Source organism: Pseudomonas sp. 20-5 (assembly GCF_056782835.1).
Genome location: NZ_CM165584.1, coordinates 1820819 through 1837070, shown reverse-complemented (window position 1 = coordinate 1837070; position 16252 = coordinate 1820819). Strand labels below are relative to the sequence as shown.

Below are 16252 nucleotides of genomic sequence, written 5' to 3'. Positions count from 1 at the left end.
GACTCACAAGCCCCGCCGATCGCCCGTCGGGCGCAGTTTCAGAGCCCGGCGACGAAACGGTCGAAGCGCTCGGCGTGCAGCGCTTCGCTGCCGTTCTCCTCGAGCAGCCGGCGAGCCTCGGCGGCCTTCGGCGTCTCGCCGCCGATCAGGCCGAGCAGGCGCTCGCCGCGCGGCGTGAGGACGAAGTTCTCGCCATTGCCGCCCTGCTCTTCCGGACGCGGCTCGATGAAGCCGCCCTCCAGCAGGATCGCCTCGTAGTCGGCGGCCTTCTGCTTCAACGCATCCATGTCGCCGACCCGCTGCCCGGCCTGGGAGCGTTCCTCGGCCAGGCGTTCGGCATGGGCGCGCGGGGCGAAGTTCTCATGGGCGGACTGCCGGACCTCCAGCAGCAACCGTTCGACCAGATCCCAATCGTGAGTCATGGCATACCTCCTGCGGCATAAGCAACGAGGGTCCTTCGCACCCTCTCTATGCGTGCGACCCGCAACCCGCCGCGAGGGTTCGAATCGGTCGCCGTCCGGCGTTGCGGCTGAACTTTGTCGGCTCGACCGGGCTCCACCGCTCAGGACCACCCCACAGGAGTACGCCATGAAACCGCTTTTCGCCCTCGCCAGCGCCTGCGCCTTGCTGGTCGCCACGCCGGTCTTCGCCTGTTCCGAAGCGGAGGCGGAAAAGATGGGCAAGGAAGTCGCCACCAAGGTCGCCTCGATCACCCAGAAGAACCCGCAACGGGCCAGGGAACTCAACGAGCAGTTGCGCCAGCGCCAGGAAGCCCGCTCGGAACAGAACCGGCCGAGCGATTGCGATGCCTACGCGCAGATGCTCAAGGAACTGGATCAGGAAAAAGGTGACGTACAGCGCAACACTTCGCAGTGATCCGCCGGTTCGGGGTCCGGCGCCCGTGACGGGCGCGCCACCCACCCCGCCTGAGTCACTGAGACAGGCGCGGGCCGAACAGCACGACGCTGGCACCGACCACGCACAAGGCCACGCCCAGCCAGTCGCTCCATAGCGGCCGCGAGCGCTCGACAAAAGCCAGCCAGAACAGCGACGCGGCGACGTAGATGCCGCCATAGGCGGCATAGGCGCGGCCGGCGTAGCTGGCCTCCACGCGGGTCAGCAGCAAGGCGAACAGGGTCAGGCTGAGCAGGCCGGGCAGCACCCACAGGGCGCTCTTGCCCAGCCGCAGCCAGAGATAGAAAGCGTAGCAGCCGGCGATCTCGCAGAACGCCGCGAGGACGAACCAGAAGTAGTTGATCACCGCCGCCCGCCCTCCCGCTCCCAGGCGCAGCGGACCTGCAGGTCGCTCTCCTGGGGGGTATGGAAGCCACGCTCGGACTCCCAGCGAAAGGTATGGCTGCCGTTCACTTCGGTCTCCAGGTGGACCACCGCGCTGGCCCAGTAGAGGCGCCTGAGCAACGCCTCGAACTGCTCGACCCACAGGCTCCACTCGTATTCGATGGCCTGGTAGCTGGCACCGAAGTGGATGATCTGGGTCTGGTAGAGCCCGGCCCCGGACTGCTCGCAGCGGCTGAACATCTCGCGTCCGAGGAACGGCCAGGCCTCGCCGCCCGGCAGGCTGTCCAGCACGCGGCGGTTGGCGGCACGACGCATGCGCCGCTCCATCGAATCGCCCGGCCAGTCGCGGATGCAGCCATAGACGATGGATTCAGACTCCACAGGGGTACTCCAGAACAGAACGGACTCGCAGAGGCAGCCTTCTAGCACAGGGCGCGAGGGCGGAAAAGCAAAAAGCCTCGCAAATGAGCGAGGCTTCTTGTGGGGTCCAACGTACTTCGGCAGGCAGGCCGGTGACTCAAGCTACTCGATCGCACCGCCTTGGGCAAGCACTATCTGCGCCGCACCGCAATGGTGCAAAGCCGCGCCCCTGCTGGCCTGCAGCCATTTCCACTCAGGCCTGGCGCTGACGCTTGGCCTGCATCTTGCCGGCCATCGCGGTCATCTCGTCATAGATCGCCTGGGGATTCTGCTGCTTGATCCTCCAGGCCATCCGCGCCTGCTCGTGGGGCAGGATCAGGAAACTGCCCTTGGCCACTTCGGCGTGGATGTAGTCGGCGATGTCGGCGGCGCTGATCGGCGAACTCTCCAGCAACTTGCCGACCTGGTGCTTCATCTCGGGGCTCGGGCCGCGGAAAGAGTCCAGCAGGTTGGTCTGGAAGAACGAAGGACAGACCACATGGACGCCGACCTCGACCAGCGCCAGCTCTACCAGCAGGCTTTCCGAAAGCGCCACCACCCCGGCCTTGGCCACGTTGTAGTTGCTCATCGCCGGGCCCTGCATCAACGCCGCCATCGAGGCGATGTTGACGATCTTGCCCTTGCTTCGCTCCAGCAACGGCAGGAAGGCCTTGCAGCCCTTGACCACGCCCATCAGGTTGATCGCGATCTGCCAGTCCCAGTCCTCCAGGGACAACTCGCCGAAGAAGCCGCCGGAGGCCACCCCGGCGTTGTTGACGATGACGTCGATGCCGCCGAACTTCTCCTCGCAGCTCTGCGCCAGCGCGGTCAGTTGACTGTAGTCGCGTACGTCGCAACGCTGGGTGAAGCCATCGCCACCCGCCTCGCGCACCAGTTTCAGGCTTTCCGCCAGGCCGGCCTCGTTGACGTCGGCCAGCGCCAGGCGCCAGCCGTCACGCGCCCAGCGCAGGGCGATTTCGCGCCCCAGCCCGGAGCCGGCACCGGTGATCATCATGCGGTTTTGCATAGGGGGTCCTGCCTTCCTGTTCGTGTGATGAAGGCCAGTGTAACCAAGGGTTTCAGCGCCCTCCGGCTAAATCAGGAAGCTGAATGCCTCGGGCAAACCCGGACATGCCGGGCCGCGCGAGGGGCTCAGGCGAGCAGCAGGACGCAGAGCTTGCCCAGGACCAGGGCGATGCCGCAGGAAACCAGCAGGTAGGAGGCGCCATCGAGACGCCGGCGGTACAACTGGGCGAAGGAACCCACGTGATGCTGCAGGACGAACATTCCCAGTGCCACCAGGATCGCCGGGATCAGGAAGACGAATTGCCAGAAGTGTTCGACCGCCAGCGTCGCTTCGCCGTCGTCCGCGAGCAGCAGGGCGCCCCCCAGCAACTGGCCCAGCAACAGCAGCCCCCCGACGCCAATACAGGCACGTCCCCAGCCGATCATCAGTCCCTCCCAGAGCGTTTCCGAGGGACCAGCATAGCCAGATGCCGCCATGCGATCTGTGCCCTGGGTCAAGCTGGGCGGCCCGCCCGGACATCCACCAGGCAATTTCATGACGCGGGTAACATCCTGCGGAAACGAGCCCCGCCCGCCGGACGGGGCCCGAGCGCCTCAGAACACGTACTGCAGGCGCATCACCAGGCCATCGCCGCTATCGTCGCCGTTGGCATTGCTGATCTTGTCGGTCTTCGCCTTGACGTAGTTGGCGGAAACCTTCACCGCCTCGTTGGCGTACCAGTTGACGCCCAGGGTATGGGTCTTGCCCTTGGCGTCGCCGACCTCGCGGGTGGCGCTGTCGACGACGATGTTGTCATCCTCGACCTTGATCGAGTCGTAGCGGTAGAACAGCTCCCAGGCGCCGATTTCCTTGTTCTCCGGCTTGATGGTGTCGAACTTGGCGCCGTCCAGCTTGTAGAGGCGCGGCTCGCCGGTGAGGGTGTAGGCCAGTTGCGCGTAATAGCCGGAGGCCTTGAGATCCTCGCGGTCGCGCTCGGCCTTGACCGTGCGCCGCAGGTACTCGGCCTGGGCCGAGAAGGCACCCAGCGCCCAGGCGCCTTCCAGGCCCCAGACCGAGTCGTCCTTCCACAGCCCCTCGACTGCCGAACTGCCGCCGAACAGACCGCGGTTGCCATTGCTGCCGGCATCGTTGCCGCCATTGGTGGAGACGCCGCGCATGCCCATGCGCGGGCGGATCCGGGTATCCACCGCGCTGTCCTCCAGGTCGCGATAGGCGTATTGCAGGCCCAGGTGCACCACGTTGCCCGGCTCGTGCAGCGGCGCGAACACGCCGCGCAGGTTGTAGCGCTTCACGCTGTCGCCGTCGGTATCGTTGTTGTTCTCGCTGAACACGCTGCCCGAGAGGAAAGCCATGCCGCCCACCACCGAGCTGGCCTGGATACCGGTACCGACGTTGTCGTTGACCCAGTCGGCGATGTCGTAGGTGAGGTTGCGCTCCAGCGCGGTGACCCATTTGGAGCTGGTGGCCTTTTCCAGGCCGAAGTCGGTGTAGAAGCGGCCGAACTTCAGGTTGACCGGGTTGAAGCCGGTATAGGTGACCGAAGCTTCGTCAAAGTAGCCGGCGCTGTCGTTGCCGACGTTGCGCGACAGGTCGTAGTTGATCTGGTACTTCCAGTCCCGGTAGACGGTGCCGCCGAACTCCAGGTAGGCGCGGCGGAAGTAGGCGGCATCGGCGGTATTGCCGTTGTTCGTGTAGTAGCCGTCGAAGCGGCCGTAGTCGGCCTGCAGGCGGCCGCCGAGCTTGAAGCTGAATTCCTTGTCGGTGGTGGCGACTTCGAGGCCGCCCTTGGTCTTGATCACGATGTCGGCACCGTCGGTGGTCACGGTCCCGGCCAGGCTCTGCGCGGAAATCGCCAGGCCCAGCAAACTCCAGGCAACACTGCTCCCCACCCCTTTGCACGAGTGTCTGCGAATCATCAGGTAAGTCCCCTGTTCGGATTTCGAATGGTCTTGAGCAGCGCGGAAACGGCCGGTTCTGTCGCCGGCCGGCGCTGCTGGAGGGGGATCATCTGGATGGGTTGTGACAGCGAGACTGCAAAGCGCGAAAGCTTTTGTGACAGGCAGCCGGATAGCGCCTGGATGAGGCCGTCGGATAAGGGCGCAGGCCTAGAGGCATCAGGTCCGGGCGACAGATGTAACAGTTTATTTCATATATTGCGGCAACCTTGCGAAGATTGCATGACTGCAATGAAAATCAAGAGTTTCTGCCGATAACCGTCTGGCTTTCGGATATTCCTGCCAGTACCTGCGGGTGGACCTGTAACGAAAGAAAGACCCGGTTGCAGGCTGCCAACATCGCCACAACCGGGTAAGGAAGCGATTAAAAAGACCTCGCCGGAGCGAGGCCGAAAACAGGAGCAGATCGTTGTCGCTTCTTAGAACACGTACTGCAAACGGGTCACGAAGCCGTCGCCGTCATCGTCGCCATTGTTGTTGGTGATCTTGTCGGTCTTCGCCTTGACGTAGGCCGCGCTGATCTTCACCGCATCGTTGACGTACCAGTTCACGCCCAGGTTGTGGGCCTTGGCCTTGGTGTCGCCGACTTCGCGAGTGGCGGTATCGGCGACCACGTTGTCGTCTTCCACCTTGATGTTGTCGTAGCGGTAGAACACTTCCCAGGCGCCGATTTCCTTGTTTTCCGGCTTGACGGAGTCGAACTTGGCACCTTCCAGCTTGTACTGGCGGGACTCGCCGGTCAGGGTGTAGGCCAGTTGCGCGTAGTAACCCTTGGCCTTGATGTCCTTGTAGGCGTTGTCATCGGCCTTCAGCTTGCGTGCCAGGTATTCGGCCTGGGCCGAGAACGGGCCCATCGCCCAGGCGCCTTCCAGGCCCCAGACGCTATCGTCCTTGTAGGAACCGGCCGGCGAGTTGGAGACACCGCCGAAGGTCGCGCGGTTGCCGTTGTCACCGGCGTCGTTGCCGCCGCTGGTGGCGATGCCGCGCATGCCCAGGCGCGGACGGATGCGCGAGTCGAAGGCGGTGTCGTCGAGGTCGCGGTAGGCATAGTTCACGCCGACATGGAGAACATTGCCGGCTTCGTGCATCGGCGCGAACACGCCGCGGAAGTTGAACTGCTTGACGCTGTCGCCGTCGCTGTCGTCGGCGTCCTTGGCGGATACGCCGGCGGACAGGTAGGCCATGTCGGCGAGGGTCGAGTTGACCTGGGCGCCCATGCCGTCCTGGTGGGTGTTGATCCAGTCGGCCAGTTCGTAGGCGGCGTTACGCTCGGGAGCGGTCACCCACTTGGAGCTGGTGGCCTTTTCCAGGCCGAAGTCGGGGTCGAAGCGACCGAACTTCAGGTTGACCGGGTTGAAGCCGGTGTAGGTGACCGAAGCTTCGTCGAAATAGCCGTTGTCGGAGCTGCCGGTGTTGTGCGACAGGTCGAAGTTGATCTGGTATTTCCAGTCCTTGTATGCGGTTCCGCCGAGTTCGATGAAGGCGCGGCGGAAGTAGGCGGCGTCGGCGGTGTTGCCATTCTTGGTATAGAAACCGTCGAAACGGCTGTAGTCGGCCTGCAGGCGACCGCCCAGCTTGAAGCTGAATTCCTTGTCGGTGGTGGCGACTTCGAGGCCGCCCTTGGTCTTGATCACGATATCGGCGCCGTCGGTGGTCACGGTGCCGGCGAACGCCTGGGCAGATACGGCCAGAGCCAGAGCGCTGGCAACGAAGCCGAGCGAGTGCTTACGGATCATCGAAGATTTCCCCTTAATGGTGTGTGCATTGGCAACACGCGAGTGCCTGGCTACAGCGCGCCCCTTGTTCCGCGCTGGCCGTAAGGCGGCCCCTTTGTGTTGGGGGGAATCTTGGCGATGGCAGATTGCAGCCAAATTGCATGGAGATAAATGTTTCATTACAGAGGAACTTTTTATCTCCAATGCGAATAACGCGAAAAGCCCTCTACTACGGGCCTTTCGGGTTATTCGATATGGGTAGAAAGCTCAGCGCAATTTTCGCGCAATCCAGAAGTCAGCAGAAAGCCACTTGCCGGCGCCGCCGAAGAACAGCGCGAGCAACATCACCAGGTAGGTCGCGGCGAACTCGATGCCGTTGTTGACGATGGCGAAGCTTCCGCTCGACGTCAGCCAGTCGTAGTTGCCGTATTCGCGCAGGATTTCCCGGGCCCGCGCCAGCTTCTCGCCGGCCTCCAGCACCTGGGCGTTGGCGAACGGCGCGGACGGATCGGCGATCGCCTGCCAGCCGTTCGGCCAGTGCACGGCGAAGATCGCCACCAGCATGGTCACCATCAGCGGCAGGCTGATCCAGCGCACGGCCAGGCCGCACAACAGCAGCACGGCGCCACCTGCCTCGCTCAGCGCGGCGAGCCAGGCCAGCAGTTCGGGAAACGGCAGGCCGAGTCCCCAGTCGGGATTGCCGAACCACTCGATGGTGGCCGGCATGTCCGCCAGCTTCTGGCAGCCGGCCATCCAGAACACCGGCGCCAGGTACAGGCGTAGCGCCAGCGGGGCGAGGAAATCCGCTCGACGGGTAACGTCGAGGGCATGCTGTAAACGCAGGAAGACAGTCTTCATCATCACTCCAGAGCGCCCTCGCCCATGAGGATGCCCTGGGCGTGCCAGTCCTCCAGCAAGGCGAAGGCATTTTCGAAATACTCCACGTCGGCGCTCAGGCCGCAGCTTCCGGCCAACTCGCGCAACAACGGCAGCAGCGCCACCGGCGCCTCGCCCTCCTCGCTCAGGCGCTGCGCGAGGCGATAGGCGAATGGCGACAGGTGCAGGAAGCGCACCCGCTCCGCCGGATCGCGCCAGACCAGCAGGCAGGTCGGCTCGGCCGGCGGCTCCATCGGCCGATGGCTCGGCCCCAGGCGATGGACCGGCCAGCGATAGGCCAGCGGCCAGGCCAGTGGCGACCACGACCAGGCCTGCGGCAGCGTCTCGACAGGCGCCTCGGCCAGCGACAGGGCCAGCTCGACCCACTCGTAGTGAGCCAGCTCCAGCAGGAAGGGCGGATCGCCCTCCTCCGCGCGGTAGCCGTCCTGCAGCCAGCCGATGAACTCCTCGCCCAATTGGCTGAAGTACGGTGTGCGGCAGCGATGCTCGCGCATGAAGGCACGCACCAGGCGATGCCAGCGCGGCTCGTCGAACAACTGGCGCAGGACCGGGAAACCGCTGCTGATGAAACCGTCCAGGTTGTTGAAGAACAGTTCCTCGTAGATCGCCATGCGCTCCGTCGCGATGCCGGGCGGCAAGGCCTGCTGCGGATCGCGGATACGTGCGGCGAAACGCCGTTGCAAGGTCGTGTGGTTCATGTGCCGTACCCCAGGCTGCGCAGTTGCGCTTCACCGCTGCGCCGCTGCAGCTCGCGGATGCGATCGGTTTCGGCATACAGCTCGCTCAGTGGCGGGAGGTTGAAATCGCGCTCCAGCAGCGTCGGGCGTTCGCCATGGCAGGCATAGGCATGTGCCAGCAGTTCCCAGACCGGATCGCAGACCGGCGCGCCATGGGTATCGATCTTCAGGCTGGCGCCCTGTTCGTCGTGCCCGGCCATGTGCAGGTAGGCGATCCTCCGGCTGGGCATCGCGGCGATGTAGGCGTGGGCGTCGAAACCGAAGTTGCAGGCGTTGACGTAGACGTTGTTGACGTCCAGCAGCAATTGGCAATCGGCTTCCTCCAGTACCGCGCGGACGAAATCGACCTCTTCCAGCTCGCCCGGCAAGCGCGCATACGCCGAGACGTTCTCGACGATCAACGGCCGCTCGAGGACGTCCTGTACCACCCGGACCCGTTCGGCGACCCGGCGCACCGATTCGTCGCTGAACGGTAGCGGCATCAGGTCGTAGAGCTGGCCGTCGTCGGCGCAGGCCGACAGGTGCTCGCTGTAGGCACGGATGTCATGCTGCTCGATGAAACCCTTGATCGCGCGCAGCAACGACATGTCCAGCGGGGCGTAGCCGCCGAGGTTGAGAGACAGACCATGGCAGAGGAACGGCAGGCGCTCGGTCAGCTCGCGGAACTGGCGGCCGAGACGGCCGCCGATGCCGATCCAGTTCTCCGGGGCGACCTCGAGGAAGTCGACCCGGACCTCATCGCCGGCGCCGAGCGGCTCCAGCAGCGCGCGACGCAGGCCTAGCCCGGCGCCGCTGACGAATTCCCGTTGCATGGTCCGTCTCCTCAGGCCTTACGACTTCTTCTTGTCGGCGCCGCAGTTGCCTTCGCCGGCCTTCTTCTCGCCACCGCAGGAACCTTCCTTGGCCTTGCGATCCGCACCGCAGCTGCCTTCATGACCTGCCTTGGAGGCTTCGCGCTTGCCCTTGTCGGCACCGCACTTGGCCTCGCCGCAGGAACCTTCCTTGGCTTTCTCGGCGGCAGCCACGCTGTAGCCGCTGCTCAGCTCCTGCACGGCGAAGGGATTCTGCGCGGCATGCGCGCCGACACTGGCTACGCCGAGCAGAGCAGCGCCGACGACGGAAGAAGCGAGGGAAATCTTTTTCATGGGTAACTCCTGAAGTTGGTAGCGGGCGCCGGTATGGCGTCCTCGCTCCAATGGACGGAGCACCCCTGGCGGCGTTACAGCGGAGTCAAAAAAAATTTCCCGTCCCTTTGCCTGAACTCAGGGATTGCCCCTGCTGGAGAAATATCGGTCGGCGATATTCGCCAGGTCCCAGGCGTTCTCCTCAACTTCGGATGCTCGCCCAGCGAAACGGATTGCCGCCCCTCCGTAGGGTGCATATCGCGCAGCGATATCCGCCAAGCCCAGCCACACTCCTCGACCTCGTCACGCGGAAGGGAGAGCCACCCATGCCAGGCCGGGTTCGGTTCGCCCACGCCAGATAGCGGAAACGAAAAAGCCGCCGCCCACGAATCGCGGGCGGCGGCTTGGTGTGGAGGATACCCCGGCTCAGCGCCGCGCGGCGTCCTTGCGCAATTCGGAGAGATGCGCGGCCAGACGGTCGAGTTCCGGCCCCTGCCCCTCCGGCAGATGGCGCACGGTCGCCTGGGTCAGGCGCATCTGGCGGATGAAGCGCCGGCAATGCCGGCACATGAGCAGGTGGCTGCGCACCGCCAGTTGTCCGCGGAAGTCCAGTTGCCCATCGAGAAAGTCGCTGGACCGGGCGACCAGTTCCTTGCAACTCAGCATTGGCCGGTCTCCTCGAAATGCTCCAGGGTGGCGAAGACCTTCAGGCGGGCGCGATGCAGCAGCACCCGGACATTGGAAAGCGTGATATCCAGGAGATCACGGATTTCCTCCAGCTCCAAGCCCTGGCGTTCGCGCAGGGTCAGCACGCTGCGCTGCAGCTCGGACAGACCGTTGAGGGTCTTGTCCAGGCAATCGCGCAGTTCGCCCTCGGCGAGCAGGGCTTCCGGCGAATCCTCGTGCCAGGCGTGCGGCGGCTGGCTCCAGTGACCGTCGGCGGCAAAGCGCTGGTCATCCACCGTACCATGGGGCCCCGGCAGGTCGTCGAGGAAAACTTCCCGGCGAACCTGGCGCAAGCGGCTCTTGGCGGTATTGGCGGTAATGGTCAGCAGCCAGGTCTTCAGGCTCGAACGCCCCTGGAACCCGTCCAGCCCGCGAACCGCCGCGAGCCAGGCGTCCTGCACCACTTCCTCGGTATGCGATCTGCCGATGATCGCCCAGGCCACGGCCCGCATGGCGCCCTGGTAGGCGCCAACCAGCTCGCGGAAGGCTCGCTGCTCGCCGGCCAGCAGGCGCGGCAGCAGCTCGGCGTCGGTAGGCGCCGCCACGATCAGTGTTTACGCAGGATCACGCTACCGATCGAGTAACCGGCGCCGAACGAGCTGAGCACCCCGATGGCGCCGCTGGGCAGGTCGTCCTGGTGCTTGTGCAGGGCGATCACCGAGCCGGCGGAACTGGTATTCGCGTAGCTGTCGAGGATCACCGGCGCCTCGTGCGCCTCGGCGTCGCGGCCGAGCAGCTTGCGGGTGATCAGCAGGTTCATGTTCAGGTTGGCCTGGTGCAGCCAGAAGCGCTTGACCTCGGCGACCTGGATTTCATTGGCCGCCAGGTGCTCGCCGATCAGCTCGGCGACCATCGGGCAGACATCCTTGAACACCTTGCGGCCTTCCTGGACGAACAGCTTGTCGCGCTTGCCGATACCGCTCTCGTCGGCGCGGTTGAGGAAGCCGAAGTTGTTGCGGATGTTGTTGGAGAACTGGGTCAGCAGCCTGGTGCTGACGATGTCGAACTGGTGCTTCGACACGGCCAGGTCGGCGCGCTCGACGATCACCGCGGTGCAGGCGTCGCCGAAGATGAAGTGGCTGTCGCGGTCGCGGAAGTTCAGGTGGCCGGTGCAGATCTCCGGGTTGACCATCAGGATCGCCCGCGCCTGGCCGGTCTGGATCGCGGTGGTGGCGGCCTGGATACCGAAGGTGGCCGAGGAGCAGGCCACGTTCATGTCGTAGCCGTAGCCCTGGATGCCCAGCGCGGCCTGCACCTCCACCGCGATCGCCGGGTAGGCGCGCTGCAGGTTGGAGCAGGCGACGATCACCCCGTCGATGTCGGCGGCGCTGCGGCCGGCACGCTGCAGCGCCTCCCTGGCGGCGGCCACGGCCATCTCGCAGAGGATCGACCACTCGTCGTTGCTGCGCTCGGGAAGGTACGGAACCATGCGCTGCGGGTCGAGGATGCCTTCCTTGTTCATCACGAAGCGGCTCTTGATGCCGGACGCCTTCTCGATGAACGCCGAGCTGGACTCGGCCAGCGCCTCCAGTTCGCCCTTGGCGATGGCCTCGGCGTGCTGGTCGTTGTACTGGCGCACGAAGGTATTGAAGCTCTCCACCAGCTCATCGTTGGAGATGCTGTAGGGCGGAGTATAAAGACCGGTTCCGCTGATGACGGCTTTATGCACAGTTGTTCCTCTTCTCTCGCTGGGCCGCCGTCGAACGGGGCCGATTAGGCATAGCGGTGCCCGCCTGGGGCCGGCACCGGAAACGGGTTCGCTCGCGGCGATGCCGGGCGCTCTACGAAAAGACGTTGGCGACGCGCTTTCGTACAGGGCCCGGGCAAGGTCGGCCATTGCGCAGTGTGCCACCGCCTCGCTTCGGCAAGCGCGCGCACCGCTCAGTGGTATCGAAGGCGCCAAGGATATTCCAGAGTGCGCGCCGGGCACAGCCGATAGGCGCACGATCGGTTTATTTTCCCCGTTTTCGCCACCGATATCCGTATCGAACTGTAAAGACGACGCAACCAGGCCGGCTTCCGGTCACAGCAGGCTGGCACCTTCCCACCCCAACCATCGATTGAATTTGCCAACCCGCCCCATAGGCAATGCTCAACAGCCCACCTCGACAAGGCCGCCTATCATTCGGCAAACCCGGTATTCACAAGGAAGCAGCCCCATGACCGATAGCCCTCGTCCAGAACTGGATATGGAAACCCAGGAGTTCGTCCACCAGCTGTTCGACCTGGCCCGCCAGGGCAACAGCCAGCGCCTCGAGCAACTGCTGCAACAGGGCCTGCCGCCGAACCTGCGCAACCACAAGGGCGACAGCCTGCTAATGCTGGCCAGCTACCATGGCCACGCCGACACGGTACGCCTGCTGCTGGCCTACAAGGCCGACCCGGACCTGCGCAACCTGGCCGGGCAGACACCGCTGGCCGGCGCTGCGTTCAAGGGCGACCTGGCGATGGTCGAACTGCTCCTCGCCGGCGGCGCCGACGTCGAGGGCGCCTCGGCCGACGGCAAGACCGCACTGATGATGGCGGCCATGTTCAACCAGGCCGAGGTCGCCGCCAGCCTGCTGGCCCACGGCGCCCGTCGTGACGCCCAGGACGCCGCCGGGCTGACGCCGCTGGCGGCGGCGCGGATGATGAATGCCGAGGCCACGGTCGCGCTGCTCAGCCGGCCCCACTGAGCCTCAATCCGCCAGCACCTCGGCCAGGCTGACGACCTGGCCGAAATGATGCTTCCACAGGCGCACACCCAGCTCCCCCGAGCGATCCAGCGAGGAGCCGAGCACCAGGTCGCCGATCAGGGTCGGTTGCAGGCCGGCGTCGAACAGGGCGAAGCCGGCGGCGAGCACGCAGGTGTCGGCCTGGATGCCGCATACCAGCACCCGTTCCGCTCGCAGCGCACGCAGATGGTCGACGAGTTCCGCCGTCGGCAGGTAGCCATGCTTGACGAAGACCCGGTCGGCCGCCACCAGGCAGGCATCGTCGAGCGGCGGTCGCCAGCCGAGCTGGCGCTGGAACGGCGTACGGGATTCGTCATGGCGCTCGACGCTGGCCACCGAGGGCATCCGCCCGAGCAGTTGGCCGATGCCTTCCAGCAGCCAGTCCGGCGGGGCGAAACAGGGTTGCACGTCGACGATCAGCAGGGCCTGGCGCATCGGTAGTCGGCTCCGGAACAACAGGCCAGGCATTCTAGCCCACTCCGCCCCGTCGCTCCGCGCTCCAGCGAAACTGGGCTAGCCTGAGGGAACCTTTCGACGGAGAGCCTTCATGCGCCCGATGTACGCCGTAGCGATCCTTTTCCTCCTGGCCGGCTGTTCCTCGGTTCCCGCCGAGAAGACCCGGGCGATCCCCGCCGAACGCCTGCTCGGCTACCAGCAACCGGTGAGCGGTGGCGGCCGGCTGGAAGTCCACCGCGACTATGGCTACCTGGGCGGCGGCTGCTACGTGGCGTTCCTTATCGACCGCCAGGTCGCCGCGCGCATCGGCGTCGGCGAGGAAGCCAGCTTCCAGGTGCCGGCGGGCGAGCATGTGGTCGGTATCGGCATCGATACCCAGGACGACACCCTCTGCGGCAAGGGCCTGCTGAACCGCGAGCTGAGAACCCGGATCGCCGCGGACGGCAACGCGCGCTTCCGCATCGTCAGCGAGGCCAGCAGCGGGTTCGACATCCGCGCCGAATGATCCGGGGCGACAGGTCGGCCGCGTTCGCCGGTCGAGGTTCAAAGCGATTCCATCAGGTCCTTGCCGCGCTGCAGCCAGCCCGGCGCCGAGCCGGGGCCCGGCGGTTGCGCCCGCTCCGTACCCATGTCCTGCAAGGCCTGCTTCGCCTCGGCGAGCCAGGCCGGGGTCGCCGCCGCGGGCGCCTGGGTGAGTTCGGCCTTGGCCACCAGCCCGGCCAGGCTGCCCAGGTCGCGCGCCTTGAGCGCCTCCACGGTCTGCTGAGCCAGCAGCACCTGCTGCAATGCGGGCGATTGCACCGCCGCGACCGCCAGCGGCGGCGGTGGCGGCAACTGGCCGATCTGCTCGACCTTGTCGCCAGGCTCGCGGGTGAAGGCCCGCAGGTTGTCCAGCGCCGCCCCGCCGACCATCGGCAAGGCGATCCCGGTCAGCGGGTCGAAGGCGCTGATCTCCGGCAGGCCGACCTTGCCGCTCAGCAGCGGACGCGCCAGCGATGGCAGGAACAGCCCGAGCAGCATCCGCGGATCGCGGCGCTTGACGCTGAGGCCGACGCTGGCCAGCATCACCCCGACGCCCACCACCCGCCCGGCGGTGGCCAGCACCGAGAGCCGCTTGTTCGACTCGTTATCGAAATGCACCAGGCGATAGCGGAAGTAGTCGGTGAAGGGTTCTCGCGGGCCTATCGCCGAAGTGTTCATGAACCAGGCGCGGGAGTCGTGCACCTGTTCGTCGAACAGCGCCACCAGCTTTTCCTGGCCCGGCGCCACCCGGTCGGGAGCGCTGAACAACTGGTGGTAGCGCGCGCTACCGTCGCGGTGGATCTGGCTGTATTCCTCGGCTTCGTCTTCCTCGTTGATCAGGAATACGGTGCCGCCGAGCAGCAGGTCGATCACTCCGCCCACCGTCATGCCGTCGTCGAGCACGCCCCAGTCGCCCTTGTAGTCATGGGCGAACTCGGCGGCGGCGCCGAGTAGTTGGCGCTGGTCCAGCGGCGGATCGAACTGCTTCTCCACCCGCAGGTCGCGCAGTTGGTCCTCGCCGCCGATCAGCGCCACGTTGCGATCCCACTCCGCCTGTTCGGCGGCGCTCATCGGCGGGAGCGGCTCGCCCTGCTGGGCGGCCGCGTACTCCCGGCTACGCCGCTTGTGCAGGGCCTCCCAGGCCTTCTGCTGGGCTTCCGGCATGTCCGGCGGGACATTGGCGAAGAACGCCTTGTTGCGCAGCCTGCCGGCATAGCGGTCGATGCGCCAGGCGGTGATCAACGCGGTCTCGCGACAGATCACCTCTTCCAGGGGGCCGGCCTTGGCCTGGGCCTGCCAGGCGTTGAAACGGGTGGCGAGTTCTTCGGAGACGCTGAACTCCGCTTCAATCTTGGGCACCATTACCCGCCACTCTTCATGAAAGTCTGGATGGACGGCAGGTGCTGGAACTTGCAAAGGAGCACCTGCCTCGAAAGCCTCCGCATACATATGCTGCAACGCTATCTGGGATAGTAGAAATTCCGAACCTCCCACAGCTTTCCCCTGGTTGCCGACGCCATAACCGCCACCAACATCCGAGTGAACACCAGGATAAGCATATTCCACCGTCCACTTCCGGTAGCAGGAGGGCCCCGTCCGACGTCCGTTGGCATCCATGTCACGACGGCGGATCGAATCGAGTGGAAAACTGGCACGCTGCTCATGACAGGAAACCAGATGCACGCAACGTTTCAGAAAAGAACAGTCTTCCGGCAGGATGGTCGGCAGGCACTGGGAGAGGGCCTCATCGGGCAGGCGCATGGTGTCATCGGCCCAATCCATATGCCCGGCAGCGAACGGCGCACTATCCGCCAGCCCAACTGCCGCCACGGTATCGAAAAGGCCGAGGAACTCGATCGAGATCGGCAGACCGGCAAAGCGATATTCCACCCGACCATCGGCATCGCTGACCCGGGTTAGCTCCTGCAGCCAGTTGGCAAAGGCTCGTGCTTCTGCCGCCCCACGGGAGAATCCGTAGACATACAAGCGCATGGCCAGGATATGCGGTTTCTGTCCAGAGTTCTGACGCTGTCGAAGCTTTTCTTCCAGTTCCTTGAGTTTTGGCTCCAAGGCAGTTCGGCGTTTTTTCTCGCCGTTTTCCAATAAACCACCAGTGAGCGTACTGACGGTCCAGTTAGTGGACATTTCTTCTACTAGGCCCTGAACCTCATTTAGTTTAAGCCTACTTTTTAATAAAGTATAGAAAAGAGCATCAACTAACTGAACCAGCCCCCAGTTTATTCGATTTTCGCCTCCCTCAGCACCAATTAATCCCATGTTTGAAGGCGTAAATTCTTTAATATCCGGAAACACCGTACCCACACCTGGGCAATAGTACTTAAAAATCCCCCTACTGTTTATATCATCGCCGCCCCCAATACTTGCATGAATTAGCCTAGCGACATTACTGCAAGATGGAGAAACCGATGAACCATCAGCCTTATCGTTATTATTAGTCCCATCAAAACCAAGTGTAATATGGATAGCTTTACAGCAAGGCGCACCACCGACTACGTCACCTTCAGAAAGCCTTTTTTGCTCTTGCGCCCTTGAAAAAACCCGTTCATCGCTCTGCTGCTTTAATATATTTTCTGATAATTTTTTAGAATCATAAATCAGGCGCCCTGCCACAGGATGGGCGGGTGCTATATGAAATCCAAAATTAGGCATCTTCCCACCTG

Annotated in this window: 19 protein-coding genes; 3 read left to right on the top strand and 16 right to left on the bottom strand. The window is 64.4% G+C overall.

Features of this window, described 5'->3' with window-relative positions:
- Nucleotides 1–38: 38 nt before the first annotated feature.
- Nucleotides 39–422, bottom strand: a complete 384-nt coding sequence (locus tag AC1RB9_RS08600) for a hypothetical protein (RefSeq protein ID WP_003091614.1) — start codon at nt 420–422, stop codon at nt 39–41.
- Between the two features lie 166 nt (nt 423–588).
- Between AC1RB9_RS08600 and AC1RB9_RS08595 the strand changes: the two genes are divergently transcribed.
- On the top strand, nt 589–876 hold the full coding sequence (locus AC1RB9_RS08595; protein WP_003091615.1) for a hypothetical protein: 288 nt from the start codon (nt 589–591) through the stop codon (nt 874–876).
- A gap of 55 nt (nt 877–931) precedes the next feature.
- Here AC1RB9_RS08595 and AC1RB9_RS08590 read toward each other — a convergent pair whose 3' ends face one another.
- From AC1RB9_RS08590 to AC1RB9_RS08530, 13 genes are all read right to left on the bottom strand, one after another.
- Nucleotides 932–1261, bottom strand: coding sequence for a YnfA family protein (locus tag AC1RB9_RS08590; protein WP_003111657.1), 330 nt, complete (start codon nt 1259–1261; stop codon nt 932–934).
- Complete coding sequence (locus tag AC1RB9_RS08585) at nt 1258–1680, bottom strand: hypothetical protein (protein ID WP_003091617.1); 423 nt, start codon at nt 1678–1680, stop codon at nt 1258–1260. Before AC1RB9_RS08585 ends, AC1RB9_RS08590 begins: the two co-directional genes overlap by 4 nt.
- A gap of 232 nt (nt 1681–1912) precedes the next feature.
- Complete coding sequence (locus tag AC1RB9_RS08580) at nt 1913–2725, bottom strand: SDR family oxidoreductase (RefSeq protein ID WP_003091619.1); 813 nt, start codon at nt 2723–2725, stop codon at nt 1913–1915.
- A 125-nt stretch (nt 2726–2850) separates the two neighbouring features.
- A complete protein-coding gene (locus AC1RB9_RS08575; RefSeq protein ID WP_003091621.1) occupies nt 2851–3150 on the bottom strand; it encodes a hypothetical protein in 300 nt (99 codons plus the stop codon).
- A gap of 168 nt (nt 3151–3318) precedes the next feature.
- On the bottom strand, nt 3319–4641 hold the full coding sequence (gene oprP / locus AC1RB9_RS08570; protein ID WP_003122437.1) for an outer membrane porin OprP: 1323 nt from the start codon (nt 4639–4641) through the stop codon (nt 3319–3321).
- Between the two features lie 458 nt (nt 4642–5099).
- Nucleotides 5100–6416 carry an outer membrane porin OprO gene (oprO, locus tag AC1RB9_RS08565; protein ID WP_003104423.1) on the bottom strand — a complete coding sequence of 439 codons (1317 nt, stop codon included), beginning with the start codon at nt 6414–6416 and terminating at the stop codon, nt 5100–5102.
- A gap of 246 nt (nt 6417–6662) precedes the next feature.
- Entirely contained in the window at nt 6663–7253 is a 591-nt protein-coding gene (locus tag AC1RB9_RS08560) for an HvfX family Cu-binding RiPP maturation protein (protein WP_003143472.1), read from the bottom strand.
- Nucleotides 7254–7255: 2 nt separating this feature from the next.
- The gene (locus AC1RB9_RS08555; protein WP_003114075.1) at nt 7256–7990 is read right to left on the bottom strand and encodes an HvfC family RiPP maturation protein; all 735 of its coding nucleotides are present in this window, start codon (nt 7988–7990) and stop codon (nt 7256–7258) included.
- The gene (locus AC1RB9_RS08550; RefSeq protein WP_003104429.1) at nt 7987–8841 is read right to left on the bottom strand and encodes an HvfB family MNIO-type RiPP peptide maturase; all 855 of its coding nucleotides are present in this window, start codon (nt 8839–8841) and stop codon (nt 7987–7989) included. The genes AC1RB9_RS08555 and AC1RB9_RS08550 overlap by 4 nt, the downstream gene beginning before the upstream one ends.
- Before the next feature lie 18 nt (nt 8842–8859).
- The gene (locus AC1RB9_RS08545; RefSeq protein ID WP_003091625.1) at nt 8860–9174 is read right to left on the bottom strand and encodes an HvfA family oxazolone/thioamide-modified RiPP metallophore; all 315 of its coding nucleotides are present in this window, start codon (nt 9172–9174) and stop codon (nt 8860–8862) included.
- A 405-nt stretch (nt 9175–9579) separates the two neighbouring features.
- Nucleotides 9580–9819 (bottom strand): anti-sigma factor family protein, encoded by a 240-nt coding sequence (locus AC1RB9_RS08540; protein WP_003091627.1) that lies wholly within the window; start codon nt 9817–9819, stop codon nt 9580–9582.
- Complete coding sequence (locus AC1RB9_RS08535; protein WP_003104434.1) at nt 9813–10424, bottom strand: RNA polymerase sigma factor; 612 nt, start codon at nt 10422–10424, stop codon at nt 9813–9815. The genes AC1RB9_RS08540 and AC1RB9_RS08535 overlap by 7 nt, the downstream gene beginning before the upstream one ends.
- A gap of 2 nt (nt 10425–10426) precedes the next feature.
- The gene (locus tag AC1RB9_RS08530; protein ID WP_003104436.1) at nt 10427–11548 is read right to left on the bottom strand and encodes a beta-ketoacyl-ACP synthase III; all 1122 of its coding nucleotides are present in this window, start codon (nt 11546–11548) and stop codon (nt 10427–10429) included.
- Between the two features lie 490 nt (nt 11549–12038).
- Here AC1RB9_RS08530 and AC1RB9_RS08525 point away from each other — a divergent pair, with 490 nt between their 5' ends.
- Nucleotides 12039–12554: an ankyrin repeat domain-containing protein gene (locus tag AC1RB9_RS08525; protein WP_003091630.1), complete on the top strand. Its 516-nt coding sequence runs from the start codon at nt 12039–12041 to the stop codon at nt 12552–12554.
- Nucleotides 12555–12557: 3 nt separating this feature from the next.
- On the opposite strand, the gene AC1RB9_RS08520 is transcribed toward AC1RB9_RS08525, so the two are convergent.
- The gene (locus AC1RB9_RS08520; RefSeq protein ID WP_003143462.1) at nt 12558–13061 is read right to left on the bottom strand and encodes a cysteine hydrolase family protein; all 504 of its coding nucleotides are present in this window, start codon (nt 13059–13061) and stop codon (nt 12558–12560) included.
- A gap of 79 nt (nt 13062–13140) precedes the next feature.
- Here AC1RB9_RS08520 and AC1RB9_RS08515 point away from each other — a divergent pair, with 79 nt between their 5' ends.
- A complete protein-coding gene (locus tag AC1RB9_RS08515) occupies nt 13141–13554 on the top strand; it encodes a hypothetical protein (protein WP_003091632.1) in 414 nt (137 codons plus the stop codon).
- Between the two features lie 38 nt (nt 13555–13592).
- On the opposite strand, the gene AC1RB9_RS08510 is transcribed toward AC1RB9_RS08515, so the two are convergent.
- Nucleotides 13593–16241 carry a T6SS phospholipase effector Tle1-like catalytic domain-containing protein gene (locus AC1RB9_RS08510; RefSeq protein WP_079275398.1) on the bottom strand — a complete coding sequence of 883 codons (2649 nt, stop codon included), beginning with the start codon at nt 16239–16241 and terminating at the stop codon, nt 13593–13595.
- Nucleotides 16242–16252 lie beyond the last annotated feature (11 nt).

Bases quoted from the DNA above. Each gene is read 5' to 3' on its own strand.
- AC1RB9_RS08600 (WP_003091614.1), bottom strand. From the start codon at position 422: ATGACTCACGATTGGGATCTGGTCGAACGGTTGCTGCTGGAGGTCCGG.
- AC1RB9_RS08545 (WP_003091625.1), bottom strand. From the start codon at position 9,174: ATGAAAAAGATTTCCCTCGCTTCTTCCGTCGTCGGCGCTGCTCTGCTC.
- AC1RB9_RS08540 (WP_003091627.1), bottom strand. From the start codon at position 9,819: ATGCTGAGTTGCAAGGAACTGGTCGCCCGGTCCAGCGACTTTCTCGAT.
- AC1RB9_RS08550 (WP_003104429.1), bottom strand. From the start codon at position 8,841: ATGCAACGGGAATTCGTCAGCGGCGCCGGGCTAGGCCTGCGTCGCGCG.
- AC1RB9_RS08580 (WP_003091619.1), bottom strand. From the start codon at position 2,725: ATGCAAAACCGCATGATGATCACCGGTGCCGGCTCCGGGCTGGGGCGC.
- AC1RB9_RS08595 (WP_003091615.1), top strand. From the start codon at position 589: ATGAAACCGCTTTTCGCCCTCGCCAGCGCCTGCGCCTTGCTGGTCGCC.
- AC1RB9_RS08575 (WP_003091621.1), bottom strand. From the start codon at position 3,150: ATGATCGGCTGGGGACGTGCCTGTATTGGCGTCGGGGGGCTGCTGTTG.
- AC1RB9_RS08560 (WP_003143472.1), bottom strand. From the start codon at position 7,253: ATGAAGACTGTCTTCCTGCGTTTACAGCATGCCCTCGACGTTACCCGT.
- oprP (WP_003122437.1), bottom strand. From the start codon at position 4,641: ATGATTCGCAGACACTCGTGCAAAGGGGTGGGGAGCAGTGTTGCCTGG.
- AC1RB9_RS08515 (WP_003091632.1), top strand. From the start codon at position 13,141: ATGCGCCCGATGTACGCCGTAGCGATCCTTTTCCTCCTGGCCGGCTGT.
- AC1RB9_RS08520 (WP_003143462.1), bottom strand. From the start codon at position 13,061: ATGCCTGGCCTGTTGTTCCGGAGCCGACTACCGATGCGCCAGGCCCTG.
- AC1RB9_RS08510 (WP_079275398.1), bottom strand. From the start codon at position 16,241: ATGCCTAATTTTGGATTTCATATAGCACCCGCCCATCCTGTGGCAGGG.
- AC1RB9_RS08525 (WP_003091630.1), top strand. From the start codon at position 12,039: ATGACCGATAGCCCTCGTCCAGAACTGGATATGGAAACCCAGGAGTTC.
- AC1RB9_RS08555 (WP_003114075.1), bottom strand. From the start codon at position 7,990: ATGAACCACACGACCTTGCAACGGCGTTTCGCCGCACGTATCCGCGAT.
- oprO (WP_003104423.1), bottom strand. From the start codon at position 6,416: ATGATCCGTAAGCACTCGCTCGGCTTCGTTGCCAGCGCTCTGGCTCTG.